The organism is Acidovorax sp. SUPP2539, assembly GCF_030158975.1.
Taxonomy (GTDB): Bacteria; Pseudomonadota; Gammaproteobacteria; order Burkholderiales; family Burkholderiaceae_C; genus Paracidovorax.
Map to the genome: position 1 here is coordinate 70543 of NZ_BQXJ01000002.1, position 16317 is coordinate 86859.

Genomic DNA, 16317 nt, shown 5'->3' on the forward strand with positions numbered 1-16317 from the left:
GTTGCCCCAACGTTTTTCAAGAAAAGCGCATTTTTCGCTCATGTTTAATTGATTGATTGAATGACGTACAGCAAGCGAGCCAAGATATTCCTTTTCGGCGTCCTTGGCTTGATTGCTGCCTTTCTGCTGTTCTCGATTTTTGCCTGGTCTACTTTTGATGTTTCAGAGGCCGACCGCCATTCAATGGCATACCAATTGGCGGCTCCCGGACATCTCCGCGATGTGGAGATCATTGGAGAATGCATACCTCCAAAATATCGGTGGAAGGGACGCGACGGAATGGGAGTGCCATTCAGCTCTTTGAATTACGGCAGTTTGGCGCCAGCTACTGATATTTTAAAAATCTATCGCGAGAAATTCACAGCGCAATCCTGCACACCAGAGACATCGACCCCGGCGCCCGATTCTGAATATAGGTTGAGCATGACTTGCACTCATCAGGATTTCTTGGAGGCGAAGGTATTTATCGCGAAGCAGGGTGATTGCAAAACTGTCACCGTTGATTTTTTAGACAACGATTAAATCAATGAAGGTGCCACTTGAGCAAACGCATTGACATTTTGGACGGGCAAAAAGCACTGTCTCAAAACTATGGGCTCGTGTACACCTGCAACCTTGGTTGGCTTGACTTGGGCCATATGCATCCAGAGTCCACGAGGCCGCATACCGGAGCCTCTGCACTCTGGAAAGAAATCAATGCGGGCGGCCCGGATGTCAGGCATTGCCTGGGCATTCATCCGCAAATATGCACGCATCCCTCCAAGACGGACACTTTTAAGGCGGTCACCTTCCCTGACAAAAAGACGACGGGGTTCAAGGTCGTGCATCGACAAGACATGCATGCGCTTGGCAAGAAGATATCTTCCGGAGTCAAGCGGGAATATGTGGTCAAGCACAACCTGTCTCCTGCCGAGAAAAAATCAGTGGCTTTAGCCATCTTCATGGAAGTCAGCCTGGAATTTGAGGCACATCAAGAGTTCTTTCCGAATTTCATCACGGACAGCGGCTTCAGCCAGGAAGATCTGGTTTCCAATTTGATCGGCTTTCATATTGCCATCGGCACAGTGACCAAAGCCCAGGCCTTGGCCATGGCAAAACCCGTTTCCAAAGAAACTGCGTTGGCCATATGGGACCGCAACGGTTCGGTAGGCAGCAACAAGAACAGAGGATTCAAGCCGATGTTCAGCCCGGACACATCCGTCATCAATGACAAGGCCTGCATCAACGAATGCGGGGGCGTACTTCCTCGCATACCGGAATTTCTCGCTCAAATAAAGCCTGCAAAAAAGGGAACGCTTTTTATCAACAACGCCCTGGGCGGCGTTTGATATCTGGTCTACGGCATTTTTTTACTTTCTACTAAAGGAAATCTCATGACGATCAAGATTGGCATCAATGGCTTCGGCCGCATCGGCCGCATGGTGTTCCGCGCCGCCGTGCAGAACTTCTCCGACATCGAGGTCGTCGGCATCAACGACCTGTTGGAGCCGGATTACCTGGCGTACATGCTCCAGTACGACTCGGTGCATGGCCGCTTCAAGGGCACCATCGCGGTGGAGGGGAACACCCTGGTCGTCAACGGCAAGAAGATCCGCCTCACGCAGGAACGCGACCCTGCGCAGCTCAAGTGGAACGAGGTCGGCGCGGACGTCGTGATCGAGGCCACGGGCCTGTTCCTGACCAAGGAGACGGCGCAAAAGCACATCGACGCGGGCGCGAAGAAGGTCATCCTGTCGGCACCGTCCAAGGACGACACGCCGATGTTCGTGCATGGCGTGAACTGCAATTCCTACGCCGGCCAGCCCATCATCTCCAACGCCTCGTGCACCACCAACTGCCTGGCCCCCGTGGCCAAGGTGCTGAACGACAAGTGGGGCATCAAGCGCGGCCTGATGACCACCGTGCACGCCGCCACCGCGACGCAAAAGACCGTGGACGGCCCGTCCAACAAGGACTGGCGCGGTGGCCGCGGCATCCTGGAAAACATCATCCCCAGCTCCACCGGCGCCGCCAAGGCCGTGGGCGTGGTGATCCCGGCACTCAACAAGAAGCTGACCGGCATGTCGTTCCGCGTGCCCACCTCCGACGTGTCGGTGGTGGACCTGACCGTCGAGCTGGAAAAGCCCGCCACGTACGCCGAGATCTGCGCTGAAATGAAGTCGCAGTCGGAAGGCGCGCTCAAGGGCATCCTGGGCTACACCGAAGACAAGGTGGTGGCGACCGACTTCCGCGGCGAAAGCTGCACCAGCGTGTTCGATGCCGATGCCGGCATCGCCCTTGACGACACCTTCGTGAAGATTGTGTCCTGGTACGACAACGAATGGGGCTACTCCAACAAGTGCCTGGACATGGTGCGCGTGGTGTCTTCCCGCTGAGACAGCAGCGCCCGCTCGCCGGACCATCGGAACGCGCCTTCGGGCGCGTTTTTCTTTGGGCGAATGGTTTGTGCCGCCATTGGCCGCTTCGCCTCCGCCCAGCGGCATGAACCTGAATGGCATCCGCAGGAACGCGCTCGCAACCGTTGCTTTCGGATGCATTGCTCACGTTTCGTCGGACATTGCCCACGCGGCCTGCTGCGATGGGCCTACGCCGGAGGGCAGGCCCAACCCGAACAATCGGAACCCTGTCGCCAGGGGCACCCGTCACCGGGACCCGCCCCGAAGCGTCATTCCATCCCTGTCCGGAGAAAAACACCATGCCGACCTTCACCTTGATCCGAACTGCCACTGCCGTGCTGGCGCTGGGCGCGCTTGCCGCCTGCTCCTCCACACCCAAGCCCACCGAGCAGATGGCCGTGAGCCGCACTGCCGTAGACCGCGCGACCACCGCGCCCAAGGTGGCCGCCAACGCCCCCGTGGAACTGCAGAGCGCCCGTGACAAGTGGACCCAGGCCCAGCAGGCCCTGGACAGCAAGGACTACACGCGCGCCCGCCGCCTAGCCGCCGAAGCGGAAGCCGACGCCCGCGTGGCCGAGACGAAAGCCGAAGCCACGGACAACGCCGCCACGCTGCAGCAAGTCAAGACCAGCATCCAGTCGCTGCAGGACGAAATCACCCGCCGCGCGCCACCCGTCCCTGGCGCCATGCCACCCCCACCCCCTCCTGCGCCCATGGCCGCCCCCATGCCTGCACCCATGCCCGGTGCCGTGCCTCCGGCCCGCTGAGGCGCCGGGCCTTCGGGCCCGCCTTCCTGACCGGCCGCCCACACCCACGCGCCACCGCGGCGCGGCCGCCCATCCCCCGATTTGAAGGACACCACCATGCAGTCATCCAACCTCCGCCGCACCTCCACCCTGGCCGCTGCCCTGCTCGCCGCCGGCCTGCTGGCCGCCTGCGCGTCGCCCGGCCCCCTGCCGGCCGTGGAGCAGGCCCGCTCCGCTGTGAACCGCGCCGCCACCGATCCGGCCGTGAACCAATACGCCCAGCTCGAACTGAAGGCCGCCACCGACACGCTGGCCCGCGCCGACCATGTGCTGCGCGACGAGAAGGACGAGTCCGAAGCCAACCACCTGGCCTACCTAGCCACGCAGCGCGCCGCCATCGCCACCAACACGGCCCAGGCCCGCCGCCTGGACGCCGAGATCAAGCAGGCCGGCAGCGAGACCGACCGCCTGCGCCTGGAAGCGCGCACCCGCGAGGCCGAAGCCTCGGCCCGCAATGCGCAGGTCGCCCAGGCCCGTGCCATGACGGCCGAGCAGCTCGCCGCGCAGCAGCAGGCGCAAGCCCGCGCCGCGCAGGACCGCGTGCGCCAGCTCGAAGCACAACTGCGCGAGATCGAAGGCCAGCAGACCGAGCGCGGCCTGCTGGTCACGCTGGGCGATGTGCTGTTCGCCTTCAACAAGGCCGACCTGTCGGCCCAGGCCGGTCCGCGCCTGGACAAGCTGGCCAACTTCCTCAAGCAGTTCCCCGAGCGCAAGCTGCTGATCGAGGGCTACACCGACAGCGTGGGCTCGGACAGCTACAACCAGGAACTGTCGGAGCGCCGCGCCCAGGCCGTGCGTGACGCGCTGGTTCAGCGCGGCGTGGACACCAGCCGCATCACGGCACGCGGCTATGGCAAGTCCTACCCCGTGGCCGAGAACGGCTCGCCCGAAGGCCGTGCGATGAACCGCCGCGTCGAGATCGTGATCGCCGACGCCCAGGGCAACCTCAAGGGCCGTTAAAGTCCGACCGATCCGCGGGCGGGCCACCGCCTGCATCGACCGCCGCCGTTTCCCTGCATCTGCCGGGCACGGCGGCTTTCCTTTCTTTCGTCCCCACCCTTCTGGATCCGATCCGCCATGCACCCCGACTTGCCCGATGCCGCACGCCATGTGCTGACCTTCTGGTTCGAGGAAACCACGCCCCAGCAATGGTTCGCCAAGGACGCGGCGTTCGACGCCGCCATTCGCGAACGCTTCGCCCGCCTGCACCACGAGGCGGCGCAAGCCGAGCTATGGGACTGGCGCGCCACGCCGCAGGGCCGGCTGGCGGAGGTGATCGTGCTGGACCAGTTCTCCCGCAACCTGTACCGCGACAGCGCCCAGGCGTTCGCGCACGACGGCATGGCACTGGTGCTCGCGCAGGAGGCGGTGGCGGCCCAGGCCGACGCCGCCTTGCCGCCCGCGTGGCGCGCGTTTCTCTACATGCCTTACATGCACAGCGAGTCCGCTGCGGTGCAGGCGCGATCGGTCGCGCTGTTCACGCAGCTCGGCAATGCCAACAACCTGGACTTCGCGGTGCGTCACCGGGACATCGTGGTGCGCTTCGGCCGCTTTCCGCACCGAAACGCCGTGCTGGGCCGCCCTTCGACGCCGCAGGAGACGGCCTTCCTGCAGGAGCCCGGCAGCGCGTTCTGAGGGGCTGCAGCGGGGGGCGCTTCACCAGCCCCTCAGCGCCCCTGTATTTCGGCGAAGCCCTTGGCAGCCTCCTGCACATCGGGCGGGAAGTCCGACATCTCCTGGATCTGCCGCACCTCGATGGTTTCGTTGCCCGACGCCGGGCAGCGCGAGGCCCACGCGATCGCCTCCTCCCGGGAGGCCACCTCGATGATCCAGAACCCGCCCAGCACCTCGGCCACGCCGGGAAACGGCCCAGGCTGCACCTTGGGCGTACCGCCTTCGAAGGTGATGCGCACGCCCGCCGACGGCGGGTGCAGGCCTTCCAGCGACCGCAGCACGCCGGCGGCCTGCAGGCTTTCGTTGTAGGCCATCATGGCCGCGACGGCGTCGGCCTCGGGCACGGTGCCGGGCGCGGCGGATTCGTAGCCGTGGGGAATCATCAAGAGCATGAATCGCATGGCAGGGCCTCCGAGGCAGGTTCAGGACTCGGTGGGGGGAATGGCGCCGGGCTCCATGAACATGACCTCCCACAGGTGCCCGTCCGGGTCTTCGAAGCCGTGCTGGTACATGAAGCCGTGGTCCTGCGCCGCGCGCGGCGCCTTGCCGCCGGCGGCGATTGCCTGGCGCACGATCTCGTCCACGGCCGCCCGGCTATCGCGCGACAGGCAGATCAACACCTCGGTGGTGCGGTGCGCGTCGCTCACGGGCTTGTCGGTGAAGGTCTGGAAGAACGGCTGGGTGAGCAGCATGACGAAGCTGTGCTCTCCCACGATCATGCAGGTGGCCTTGTCGCTGGTGAAGCGCGGGTCGAAGCGAAAACCCAGCGCGGTGAAGAACGCGACGGACCGGGGCAGGTCCTGGATGGGCAGGTTCACGAACATCTGGGTGGCCATGGACATCTCCAAAAAAAGGGCGGGGCTTGTGTACGCCGTTCACAAACCTTAGCAGACACAATGGACAGCGTCCACATCGACAAACCCGCATGACCGAACCCGCCTCGCAGGCCCCGAACCCGCCCCCCAAAGCCGCGCCGCCGCGCCAGACCTACCGCCACGGGGATTTGCGCCGCGCCCTGCTGGACGCGGGCGTGGCGCTGGCGCGCGAGGGCGGCCCGCAGGCCGTGGTGCTGCGCGAGGCCACGCGCCGGGCGGGCGTGGCGCCCAACGCGGCCTACCGCCACTTCGCCAATCGCCAGGACCTGCTGGAGGCCGTGCGCGCCGTCGCGCTGGCCCGCGTAGCGCGGGCCATGGAAGCCGAGCTGGCCGCCATCCCCGCCGGCCTGGCGCCGCCCGATCAGGCCCGGCGCAGCCTGCGCGCGGTGGGCACCGGCTACCTGCGCTTCGCACGCGAGGAGACGGGCCTGTTCCATGCCGCCTTCGCCGCTTCGGGCGACATCGGCCCCCAGACGCCGAACCATGCCGACAAGGGTGGCGCGACCGGGCTCGACCCGTTCCAACTGCTGGGCGCCGCGCTGGACCGCATGGTGGCGGCGGGCGTGCTGCCTGCCGAGCGGCGGCCCGGGGCGGAGTTCCTGGCCTGGTCGGCGGTGCACGGCCTGGCCCTGCTGGTGATCGACGGCCCCCTGGGCCGCGCGGTGGGGCCGCAGATGGACCGCGTGGCCCAGCGGCTCCTGGACATGGTGGAAAAGGGCCTGTGATCGGCAGGCCTTTCCAGACTGCAAGGTTCATGGCCCGATCGGTCTCCAGCGCATAGTTTGCTAGGGCATATTGCTACATTTTTAGTAGCAAAACAGATTTCCATTGCGGATCGCCGCACATCACTGTAAATTCATACAGTGATTCTCGACGCCAAACTCGCCATCCTTGCCGACGCCGCCAAGTACGACGCCTCGTGCGCCTCCAGCGGCGCGGCGCCACGCAACTCCGTGGGTGGGCGCGGCATCGGCTCCACCGAGGGCTCAGGCATCTGCCACAGCTACGCGCCGGACGGGCGCTGCATCTCGCTGCTCAAGATCCTGCTCACCAACTTCTGCCTGTACGACTGCCTGTACTGCGTGAACCGCGTGAGCAGCAACGTGCAGCGTGCGCGGTTCACGGTGCAGGAGGTGGTGGACCTCACGCTCGACTTCTACCGGCGCAACTGCATCGAGGGGCTGTTCCTGTCCAGCGGCATCATCCAGAGCCCCGACTACACCATGGAGCTGGTGGTGGAGGTGGCCCGCGTTCTGCGCGAGGAGCACGACTTTCGCGGCTACATCCACCTCAAGACCATTCCCGATGCGGCGCCCGAACTGATGCAGCGCGCCGGCCGCTACGCCGACCGCCTGAGCATCAACGTGGAGCTGCCCACGCCGCAGGGCCTGGCGGCGCTGGCGCCCGAGAAGGACGGCGCCGCCATCCGCCGCTCGATGGCGCGCATGGCCGGACACATCGCCGATGCCCGACAGGCCCGGCGCGAGCAGCAGGGCGCCGCGCAGGTCGTCTCGCTGCCCGGGCGCACGCGGCGGGCCGCCGCGCCGCATTTCGCCCCGGGGGGCCAGAGCACGCAGATGATCGTGGGCGCGGACGCGGCGGACGACCGCACCATCCTGGCCACGAGCGCGCAGCTGTACGGCGGCTTTCGCCTGCGGCGCGTGTACTACTCGGCCTTCAGCCCCATTCCGGACGCCTCGCGCGCGCTGCCGCTGGCCGCCCCGCCCATGGTGCGGGAGCACCGGCTGTACCAGGCCGACTGGCTGATGCGCTTTTACGGCTTCGCGCACGAGGAGATCGTGCCCGCGCGCCAGGGCGGCATGCTGTCGCTGGACATGGACCCCAAGCTCGCCTGGGCCATCGCGCATCCGGAGCGCTTCCCGGTCAACCTCAACACCGCCCCGCGCGAGATGCTGCTGCGCGTGCCGGGACTGGGCGTGGGCTCGGTGGACCGGCTGCTGGCCTCGCGCCGGGTGCGGCGCGTGCGGCATGCCGACCTGTCGCGGCTGCGCGTGCCGCTCAAGAAGGTGCTGCCGTTCGTCGAGACGGTGGACCATCGGCCGGGGCGCCTGCTCGATTCGGTGCACCTGCCGGCGTTCTTCGCCACGCCGGCACGGCCGGCCCCGCTGGCGAGCGCACCTGCCGCCCCCGTGCCGCCCGTGCAGGCCTCGCTGTTCGGCTGATGGACGACGCAACCACCACCACCGCCACCGATGCGGTCACCACCGTGACCCTGGGCCACGCCACCGACTGGGCGGGCTTTCGCGCGGCAGCGCGCACGCTGCTGCAAGGCGGCCGCCCGCCGCAGCAGGTGCAATGGTTCACGGCCGCGGACGCGGCGGGCGACCTGTTCGCCGAGGGGTCCGGGGAGGCCGGCCCGGCGGCAGCGGACGATGCCGTTCGCGCGCCGGGCGCATCCTTTTCGCCCGATGCACCGCCGCCCGCGTCCCCACCGCGGGTGCCACGCGAATTCCTGCAGCAGTGCGAGCGCGTGGTGCTGCACCGCGACCCGGGCCGCTTCGCGCTGATGTACCGGCTGCTGTGGCGGCTCGCGCACGAGCCGGGCCTGCGCCACGACCCGCTGGACCCCGACCGCCTGCGGCTGCAGCACCTGGACCGCGCCGTGAAGCGCGACATGCACAAGATGCGCGCCTTCGTGCGGTTCCGGCCCGTGCCCGAGCCCGACGGCGGCACGCTGCACATCGCCTGGTTCGAGCCGGACCACTGGATCACCGAGGCCAACGCGCCGTTCTTCGCACGTCGCTTCACCCAGATGCGCTGGGCCATCCTCACGCCGGACGCCAGCGTGCACTGGGACGGCCAGCGGCTGCACCGGGGCCCGGCGGCGCAGCGCAGCGACGCGCCGCCACCGGATGCGGGCGAGGCGCTGTGGCTCACCTACTACCGCAACATCTTCAACCCCGCGCGCCTGAAGCTGGACATGATGCGCAAGGAGATGCCCACGCGCTACTGGAAGAACCTGCCCGAGGCCACGCTGATCGGCGAACTCGCGCAGACGGCGCAGACCCGCAGCATGCGCATGGTGGAGGCGCCCGGCACCGTGCCGCGCCGGCGCATCGCGGCAGGCCCCGGCCGCGCCGCCGGCAGGCCTGCGGAATAAAAAAGCCCCGCGAAAGCGGGGCCGTGGCGGTTCGGTGCCCGGAGGGCCGGGGCCCGCACAGGCCCGGCGCTGCCGGGCCCTGCCGGACTCACTCGGTCGCGGTGCGGATGGTCTCGCGGCCGTGGCGGTCCTTGAGGCGGCCCAGGTCGGTGTCGAGGGCGCGGGCCGCCTTTTCGACCGCGCTGGTGAAGGCATCGGCCAGCTTGTCGGCGTCCGCGCTGGCGGCGACGGGCGGACGGCCCGCCGCGCGGGCTTCCACCACGCAGCGCTTGTCGGCCGCGCCGGACTTGCCGGCATCCACATCGGACAGGAAGACCTCCACGCGGGTCAGGTGGTCGCGAAAGCGTGCAAGCCGGCTGTTGGTCTCGTCATGGATCCACTGGGCCAGCGATTCGCCGCCCTGGATGTAGTCGTCGGTGTGCACCTGTACTTGCATAGCGTTGCTCCTTTTTTCCAATGGCGCCCGGCAGGGGCCGGGCAAGACGAAAGGGCGGGACCGGCGCGTGGATGCCGCGTTCCGGCCACCACCCGGGGGCATCGTCGCACATCGCAGCGCCGGGCACCGCAACGCGCGGCGCTGAGGGACTGTCGGGCGGGCGCCCACGGCGGGAGCGGCCGGTTCCTACAGCCGGCGCCGGGGGCGGGTGTTACAACGTTCGGATGCCTTTTGCCCTGACCTGCGGCGCATCCATTCGCCGCCGATTCTCCTTCGCGGACCGCTGAGCATGTCCACCTCCAAGCGCCTCAAGATCGGTCTGTCCGCCTGCTTCTCCCACGCGGACCCCGCACGCTCGCTGTTCACCAACAAGACGCTGCAGTACGTGGAGCAGTCGATCGCCCACTGGATCATGTCCGCCGGCGCGATGGTGGTGATGGTGCCCTGCCCCACCGGCGAAACCGCGCGCGGCGACGTCACCCTGGCGCACTACGCGGACTGGCTCGATGGCGTGGTGATGCACGGCGGGTCCGACGTGTGGCCCGGCACCTATGGCGAGGTCCCGCTCAAGGACGCCTGGCTGGGCGACCGCATCCGCGACCTGTACGACCTGGCGGTGGTCGAAGCCTTCGAGCAGGCCGGCAAGCCCATCTTCGGCGTGTGCCGGGGGCTGCAGCTGATCAACGTGGCCTTCGGCGGCACGCTCTACCAGGACATCGAAACCCAGCACCCCGGCGCCCAGCAGCACCGCAACGCGGTGACTTACGACCAACATTTCCACGAGGTGGAATTAGTGCCCGGCACCCGGCTGTCGCAGATGTATCCGAGCCAGCAGCGCGTGGTGGTCAACAGCATCCACCACCAGGGCATCAAGAACCTCGCGCCGGGCTTCGAGATCGAGGCCTGGAGCCATCCCGACGGCGTGCCGGAGGCGATCCGGCGGCGCCCGCAGCGCGGGCGCGGCTACATCGCCGCCACCCAGTGGCACCCGGAATTCTTCAAGCCCGGCTCGTCGCAGACCATGGACGACGCGCCCATCCTCGAGGACTTTCTGGCGGCCTGTTCGCGCTCCAAAGTGCGTCCGTTGCCGGGCCACAGCCCCTTCCAGATCCGGGATCGTGCCGCCCGACTGCTCCGGCAGGCACTTTTGCTGCGCCGCTGAGAGGCGCGCGCTACCTCAACCGTAGCTATCAAAAACGATAGCAACCCCGCCAGACAGCGCTGCGCTGCAGTCGCTGTTTCGCATCGCAATCATCCAGAGAGGCCTTTCCGGCAAATTGTTTCCATTTGTTAACAATGCGAAGGCCTACCGTGTAACTGTGCAATAACTGTGTCCGGAGACAGTGCAGCTTGGAGAGCTGCAAGACGACGTAGACCACTGTCCCATCGAAATTTTCTTCCTGCAACGAATAGGGGAAAGCGATGCAAACGAGACCGTCAGCCGCAGGCGCAATGCCGCGCGGAACCCACACCGACCCGTCCCCCAGACTGCCGTCGCGCGCGATGCCTGCCGCGGTGGCCTTGTTCTGCCTGGCCCTCGTGGCCGGGCCCGGCACCGCGGCGGCGGACACCCTCACCGGCAACCTGCAGGCGACCATGCGCATCAGCACGGGCTGCGTCATCTCGGGCAGTTCGGGCGGGCAGTCCGGCGTGAGCTTCGGGACGCTGGACTTCGGCACCCAGCCCGCGACGTTCTCCGGCACCGTGAGCGCGGCCCCCACGGGCGGCGCCGGCGGGGCGGGCACCACGCAGATCCTGTGCTCGCCCGAGATCACCGTCATCAGCGTGACGGTGGGCGGCGGGCTGCATGCCGGCCAGGGCGCCGGGGTGGGCGTGGGCACGCGGGCGATGAACTCCGCGTCGGCCTACATCCCCTACGAGGTGTACCAGGACGCGAGCCACACCACGCCCTACCCGCTCAACACGCCGGTGGCGAATGTCGCCATTCCCACGGCGGGCGCGGCGTTCAATTTGCCCATCTACGGGCAGGTCAACAAGACCGGCAGCCAGTCGCTGCCCTTCGGGGCCTACACCGACACGCTCGGGGTCACGCTGACGTTCTGACAGCTCGGCGGCCGGCCACGCGCCCGGCCCGCCCGGAGGAAATCCATGATGCAAGCCATCGGACGGCATGGGCCCATGCACGCCCTGGAAAGCCCTGCCCGCCGGTTCCGCAGGCCGCACGCCACCCCGGCGGGCGTGCGCAAAGCCGCCTCGGTGGCGGTGCTCGCGGCGTTGCCGGCGTGGGTCGCCGTGCCCGCCGAAGCCGCCACGCCCATCGCCACCACGGCCACGATTCCGGTGAGCGCGACCGTAGCGCGCGGCTGCCAGATCTCGGGCAGCGCGCAGACCACCGGGTTGTCATTCGGCCTGCTCGACTTCGGCGTGCATTCGCCCGTGCGCACCGGCACCCACAGCGTCATGGCCACGGGCGGTGCGGGCACACAGGCCCAGGTGCTGTGCACGCCGGGCACCACGCTGCGGGTGACGGTCGGCAGCGGCCTGCACGCCAGCGGCGCGCAGCGCCGGCTGTCCAACGGCTCGCAGTTCATTCCCTACGCGCTCACGCTGGTGGCGGCCGGCGCGCCGGTCCTGCTGCCCAACGTGGCGGCGGACATGGCGCTGGGCGCCACGCCCACGGCACTGCCCATCCAGGCCACCGCGACGTTCCCGGGCTCCGGGCTCAGCGCCGGCACCTACACCGACACCGTGCAGGTGACCCTTTCGTGGTGATGCCGCACCGCTTCCTCACGCTCGCCCTGGCTGGCCTCTGCGGCATCGGCCCGGGGAGCGCGCCGGCGCACGCAGCCACGCCGATCATGATCTGGCCCGTGGACCCGGTCATCACGGGCCCGCAGCGCGCGGTGGCGCTGTGGCTGGAAAACCGCGGCGCCGAGCCCGTGTCGATGCAGGTGCGGGTGTTCCAGTGGCGCCAGACCGACGGACAGGACCGCTTCGAGGCGCAGCGCGAGGTGGTGGCCAGCCCGCCCATCAGCCAGATTCCGCCGGGCCAGCGCCAGATGGTGCGCCTGCTGTCCACGCAGCCGGTGCCGGCGCGCACCGAGCAGGCCTACCGCGTGCTGGTGGACGAACTGCCCGCCGCGACGCCCCCGCCGCCCCCGGACCCGCCCGCGCCCGCGCCCCCCTCGGCCGGCGCATCGCGCACGCCGCAGGCGCTGCCCAGCGACGCGGCAGTGGCCGTGCGCCTGCAGATCCGCTATGCGATCCCGCTCTTCGTCTACGGGCCGGACACGCTGCCGCAGCGCCTGTCCGATGCGCGGTCGCTGGTCGATGGCACCGCGGTCGTCACGCCCGAGCTGTCGTGGGCCCTCACGGGCGCAGGCCGTGCCAGCCAGGTCGTGGTGCACAACCACGGCGCGTCGCACGCGCGCATCACCTCCGTCGCCTGGGCGCGCGGCGGCAGCCCCGTGGCGCCGCCCAAGGACGTGCTGAACTACGTGCTGCCCCATGGCCAGATGCCGCTGGACCTGGCGCCGCCGCCCTCACCCGACCACGACCTGATGGTGACGGTCAACGGGCGCGAAGCCCAGCTGCCCCGTGCATCGCAATGAACCGCGCCCCTCTCCGCTGCGCACCCGCATCGCCCGGTGGGGGGTGCTGGCGGCATGCCTACCGCGCCTGCTCAGCGCCAGCGACTATCCGGTGCCGGACGCGCATGCCGGCGCCCCGGTCACCCTGTTCCTGGAGATCGTCGTCAACGGAAGGACCACCGGCGAGGTCGTCAAGGTGCAGCACAGCGGCCCCCATTACGAGATCGATGCGGAAACGCTGCGCGAGCTGTCCCTGCAGACCCCCGAGCCGGACGGCGCCCCCGTGGCCGTGGACACCCTGCCCGGCGTCTCGGCCCAGTACGACAGCCTGGGTCAGCGCCTGCTGCTGCAGGTGCCGCCCGAGTGGCTGCCGATGCAGGACCTGGCCGACCACAGCCGCACGCAGCTGCCGCTGGGCGGAGGCAGCGGCCTGCTGTTCAACTACGACGCCTACACCATGACCACGCAGGGCCGCACCACCTCGTCGGTCTGGTCCGAGGCCCGGTACTTCGGCGAGCCCGGCGTGGTGTCCAGCACCGGCATCCTGCGCCGCGGCGCCACCGGCATGTCGACCGGCTTCGTGCGCTACGACACGCAGTGGACCCGGCCCGAGACGCAGGAGGCCACGCAGACCGTGTACGGCGACGTCATCACCGGCTCGCTGCAGTGGAGCACGCCGGTGCGGATGGGCGGCGTGCAGTGGTCGCGCAACTTCAGCATCCGGCCCGACCTGGTGACCTATCCGCTGCCCGCCTTCTCTGGCCAGGCGGCCGTGCCCTCGGCGGTGGACGTGTTCATCAACGGCTTTCGCGCGGCCAACCGGGCCGTCGCGCCGGGCCCGTTCACGCTGGGCGAGCTGCCCACGGTGAACGGCTCGGGCACGGCCTCGGTGGTGACCACCGACGCGCAGGGGCGGCAGGTGCTGACTTCGGTGCCGTTCTACGTCAACACGCAGCTGCTGCGCCCGGGCTGGACCGACTACTCGCTGTCGCTGGGAGCGCTGCGGCGCGCCTACGGTTTTCGCAGCCTGTCCTACGGCCGGCCGCTGGCCTCGGGCGTGTACCGCCAGGGCATCACCGAGGCGTTCACCCTGGAAACCCAGGCGCAGGCGGGCCGCGGGCTCGGCGTGGCCGGCGCGGGCGGGCTGCTGCGGCTGGGCCTGCTGGGGGTCGCCAATGCCTCCGTCACGCGGGGGCAGGCGCAGCGCGATCGCGGCGGCTGGCAACTCGGCCTGGGCTACCAGTTCCAGAGCACGGGCGGCGGCATTTCCATGCAGCAGCTGCAGCGCACGCCCGGCTACGGCGATGCCAGCACCTACGCCGACGACGGCTTTCAACTGCCGCGCCGCACGCGGCAGCTCGATGCCAGCCTGAACGTGGCGCGCGGCTCGTTCAGCGTGGGCTGGGTGGACCTGCAAAGCCGCGAGGGCCAGCGCAGCCGGCTGGCCTACGCCGGCTACAGCACGCCGCTCGGGGACCGCAGCTACCTGTCGTTCACCGCCGGCCGCACCCTGGAGACGGGCCAGACGCAGATGCGCCTGCAGCTCACCTACGTGCTGGGGCCGCAGTCGAGCGCGCAGACCGCCGTGGCCCGCTACGGCGACGGCACCACGCAGGCCCAGGCCAGCGTGCAGCGCACCGTGCCGTCGGACGGCGGCTTCGGCTGGAACCTGGGCCACACCGTGGGCGGCCAGGCGAACCGCTACAGCCAGGCCTCGGCGCTCTACCGCGGCGACAGCATGACGGTGCAGGGCGGCGCCTACGGCATGGCCGGCCACGGCACGCGCTTCGCGGGCGCGGCCGGATCGATCGGGCTGATGGACGGCTACGCCTTCGCCTCCAACCGCATCAGCGACGGCTTCGCGCTGGTGTCCACGGACGGCATGGCGGACGTGCCGGTGCTCTTCAACCACCAGCGGGTCGGCCGCACCAACGCCCGCGGCTACCTGCTCGTGCCGGAGGTGCCGGCCTACTACGAAGGCCGCTACGAGATCGACCCGCTGTCGCTGCCGGCGGACGTGCACACCCCCAGCCTGGAAAAGCGCGTGGCGGTGGCGCGCGGCACCGGCACCCTGGTGCGGCTGCCGGTGATGCGCGTGCGCACGGCCACCATCACGCTGGTGGACGGCCGGGGCGCGCCGCTGCCAGCCGGCACCGCCGTGGTCCACGAGCAGGGCAATGTGCCCACGGTGGTGGGCTGGGACGGCGTGGTGTACCTCACCGCGCTGCAGGCCCGCAACACGCTGGTGGCCCGCCTGCCGGACGGAGAGGTGTGCCGCGGCGCATTCAGCGAACAGGCCTACGCCGGCACGCGCGATCTGCGCGTGGTGTGCCGCACGGGCGACGCGCCGGCCGACGCCGGCCCGGAGATGCAATCGTGACCCCGTCCGGCCGCCGGCCCTCTCCCCTCGCCGGGGTGGCGCGGGCCGTGCGCCCCCTGCTCGCCCTGGCGGCCCTGGGGGCGGGCGCGCCGGCCTTCGCCGCCGTCTGCAGCTATGCGGAAACCGGCGCCTCGCTGGGCTCGGCGTCCTCATTCGCCGTGCGCGACGGCAGCCTGACCACGCCGGGCAGCTTCTCCATCACCTGCGGCTCCGGGCTGCTGTCGCTGCTGTCCACCGACAGCGTGCTGCGGGCCACGCTCACCAGCGACAACGGCTTTTTGCTGCGCAACATCAGCGACAGCACCAAGGCCATCGGCTACCAGGCGGGCAACGGCAGCGGGCTCATCTATTCGTCGGGCCTGCTGGTGATCAACGCCACCGGGGCCAACATCCTCACCCTGCTGCCCAACCGCAAGGCCACCGTGCCGTTGCAGATCGCCACGCTGAACGCCAACGTCCCGGCCGGCACCTACCGCGACACCCTGCGGCTGGCCTGGACCTACAACCTGTGCGACGGCGCGGGCCTGCTCGCCACCTGCCTGGGCACGGTGTACGCCGGCACGGCCACGCGCACCGTGACGGTGGAGCTGCAGGTGAACAACGACTGCCTCATCACGCCCGGGGCGATCAACTTCGGCAGCGCCGCGCTGCCCACGGGCTTCGGCGAGGCCGCGTCGCAGGTGGCGATGGTGTGCACCACCGGCATGGTCTACACCGTGGGCCTGGGGCCGGGCAGCAACCCGAGCGGCGGGCGGCGCCAGATGGCCAACGGCAGCAACCGGCTGGCCTACGACATCTTCTTCGGCGCGGGCACCACGCCCTGGGGCACGACCGTCGGCTCCCGCGTGTCCAGCAGCCAGGCCACGTCCGGCCCGGCGGGCGGCATCGCCAACGGCACGGGGTCGCACGTGTTTCCGTACCGCGCCCGCGTGTACCCCGACCAGGCCGCGCCGGTGGAGGGCACCTACCTGGACAACGTGGTGGTGGACGTGCAGTTCTGAGCCGCCCCGCCCACCCATCCAGCCCGCCCGGAAAACCCAGTCGAATAGGCCGCCAGCGCAATCAACACTAGGGCATA

At 69.0% G+C, this 16317-nt stretch carries 18 protein-coding genes; 15 read left to right on the top strand and 3 right to left on the bottom strand.

All coding sequences use genetic code 11. The annotated features are described in order from the left end of the window. Nucleotides 1–60 precede the first annotated feature (60 nt). The 6 genes from AVTE2539_RS07950 (at nucleotide 61) to AVTE2539_RS07975 (ending at nucleotide 4837) form a co-directional block, all read left to right on the top strand. Nucleotides 61–522 (top strand): hypothetical protein, encoded by a 462-nt coding sequence (locus AVTE2539_RS07950; RefSeq protein ID WP_284409589.1) that lies wholly within the window; start codon nucleotides 61–63, stop codon nucleotides 520–522. A gap of 17 nt (nucleotides 523–539) precedes the next feature. Beyond that, a complete protein-coding gene (locus AVTE2539_RS07955; protein ID WP_284407355.1) occupies nucleotides 540–1328 on the top strand; it encodes a hypothetical protein in 789 nt (262 codons plus the stop codon). A gap of 45 nt (nucleotides 1329–1373) precedes the next feature. Then, nucleotides 1374–2375: a type I glyceraldehyde-3-phosphate dehydrogenase gene (gene gap, locus AVTE2539_RS07960; RefSeq protein WP_272550521.1), complete on the top strand. Its 1002-nt coding sequence runs from the start codon at nucleotides 1374–1376 to the stop codon at nucleotides 2373–2375. Nucleotides 2376–2695: 320 nt separating this feature from the next. Continuing rightward, entirely contained in the window at nucleotides 2696–3163 is a 468-nt protein-coding gene (locus AVTE2539_RS07965; RefSeq protein WP_284409590.1) for a DUF4398 domain-containing protein, read from the top strand. Between the two features lie 96 nt (nucleotides 3164–3259). Beyond that, nucleotides 3260–4162, top strand: a complete 903-nt coding sequence (locus tag AVTE2539_RS07970; RefSeq protein ID WP_284401668.1) for an OmpA family protein — start codon at nucleotides 3260–3262, stop codon at nucleotides 4160–4162. 117 nt (nucleotides 4163–4279) lie between these two features. After that, on the top strand, nucleotides 4280–4837 hold the full coding sequence (locus tag AVTE2539_RS07975; RefSeq protein ID WP_284409592.1) for a DUF924 family protein: 558 nt from the start codon (nucleotides 4280–4282) through the stop codon (nucleotides 4835–4837). Between the two features lie 32 nt (nucleotides 4838–4869). Here the strand turns inward: AVTE2539_RS07975 and AVTE2539_RS07980 are convergent, their stop codons facing one another. Next, complete coding sequence (locus AVTE2539_RS07980; RefSeq protein WP_284409594.1) at nucleotides 4870–5277, bottom strand: YciI family protein; 408 nt, start codon at nucleotides 5275–5277, stop codon at nucleotides 4870–4872. Nucleotides 5278–5298: 21 nt separating this feature from the next. Further along, a complete protein-coding gene (locus AVTE2539_RS07985) occupies nucleotides 5299–5712 on the bottom strand; it encodes a VOC family protein (protein WP_284409596.1) in 414 nt (137 codons plus the stop codon). Nucleotides 5713–5801: 89 nt separating this feature from the next. Between AVTE2539_RS07985 and AVTE2539_RS07990 the strand changes: the two genes are divergently transcribed. From AVTE2539_RS07990 to AVTE2539_RS08000, 3 genes are all read left to right on the top strand, one after another. Continuing rightward, entirely contained in the window at nucleotides 5802–6476 is a 675-nt protein-coding gene (locus tag AVTE2539_RS07990; RefSeq protein WP_284409598.1) for a TetR/AcrR family transcriptional regulator, read from the top strand. A gap of 138 nt (nucleotides 6477–6614) precedes the next feature. Further along, the gene (locus AVTE2539_RS07995) at nucleotides 6615–7934 is read left to right on the top strand and encodes a putative DNA modification/repair radical SAM protein (RefSeq protein ID WP_284409600.1); all 1320 of its coding nucleotides are present in this window, start codon (nucleotides 6615–6617) and stop codon (nucleotides 7932–7934) included. Beyond that, nucleotides 7934–8872: a TIGR03915 family putative DNA repair protein gene (locus AVTE2539_RS08000; protein ID WP_284409602.1), complete on the top strand. Its 939-nt coding sequence runs from the start codon at nucleotides 7934–7936 to the stop codon at nucleotides 8870–8872. The genes AVTE2539_RS07995 and AVTE2539_RS08000 overlap by 1 nt, the downstream gene beginning before the upstream one ends. 88 nt (nucleotides 8873–8960) lie before the next feature. Here AVTE2539_RS08000 and AVTE2539_RS08005 read toward each other — a convergent pair whose 3' ends face one another. After that, nucleotides 8961–9308, bottom strand: a complete 348-nt coding sequence (locus AVTE2539_RS08005; protein ID WP_272566686.1) for an HPF/RaiA family ribosome-associated protein — start codon at nucleotides 9306–9308, stop codon at nucleotides 8961–8963. A 289-nt stretch (nucleotides 9309–9597) separates the two neighbouring features. Between AVTE2539_RS08005 and AVTE2539_RS08010 the strand changes: the two genes are divergently transcribed. From AVTE2539_RS08010 to AVTE2539_RS08035, 6 genes are all read left to right on the top strand, one after another. Further along, a complete protein-coding gene (locus tag AVTE2539_RS08010) occupies nucleotides 9598–10470 on the top strand; it encodes a gamma-glutamyl-gamma-aminobutyrate hydrolase family protein (RefSeq protein ID WP_272566685.1) in 873 nt (290 codons plus the stop codon). A gap of 341 nt (nucleotides 10471–10811) precedes the next feature. Next, a complete protein-coding gene (locus AVTE2539_RS08015; RefSeq protein WP_284409604.1) occupies nucleotides 10812–11372 on the top strand; it encodes a Csu type fimbrial protein in 561 nt (186 codons plus the stop codon). A 45-nt stretch (nucleotides 11373–11417) separates the two neighbouring features. After that, nucleotides 11418–12041 (top strand): Csu type fimbrial protein, encoded by a 624-nt coding sequence (locus tag AVTE2539_RS08020; protein ID WP_284407362.1) that lies wholly within the window; start codon nucleotides 11418–11420, stop codon nucleotides 12039–12041. Continuing rightward, nucleotides 12041–12880, top strand: coding sequence for a fimbrial biogenesis chaperone (locus AVTE2539_RS08025; RefSeq protein ID WP_284410642.1), 840 nt, complete (start codon nucleotides 12041–12043; stop codon nucleotides 12878–12880). The genes AVTE2539_RS08020 and AVTE2539_RS08025 overlap by 1 nt, the downstream gene beginning before the upstream one ends. Beyond that, entirely contained in the window at nucleotides 12867–15239 is a 2373-nt protein-coding gene (locus AVTE2539_RS08030; protein ID WP_284409612.1) for a fimbria/pilus outer membrane usher protein, read from the top strand. Before AVTE2539_RS08025 ends, AVTE2539_RS08030 begins: the two co-directional genes overlap by 14 nt. Continuing rightward, nucleotides 15236–16240, top strand: a complete 1005-nt coding sequence (locus AVTE2539_RS08035; RefSeq protein ID WP_284409614.1) for a Csu type fimbrial protein — start codon at nucleotides 15236–15238, stop codon at nucleotides 16238–16240. The genes AVTE2539_RS08030 and AVTE2539_RS08035 overlap by 4 nt, the downstream gene beginning before the upstream one ends. Nucleotides 16241–16317 lie beyond the last annotated feature (77 nt).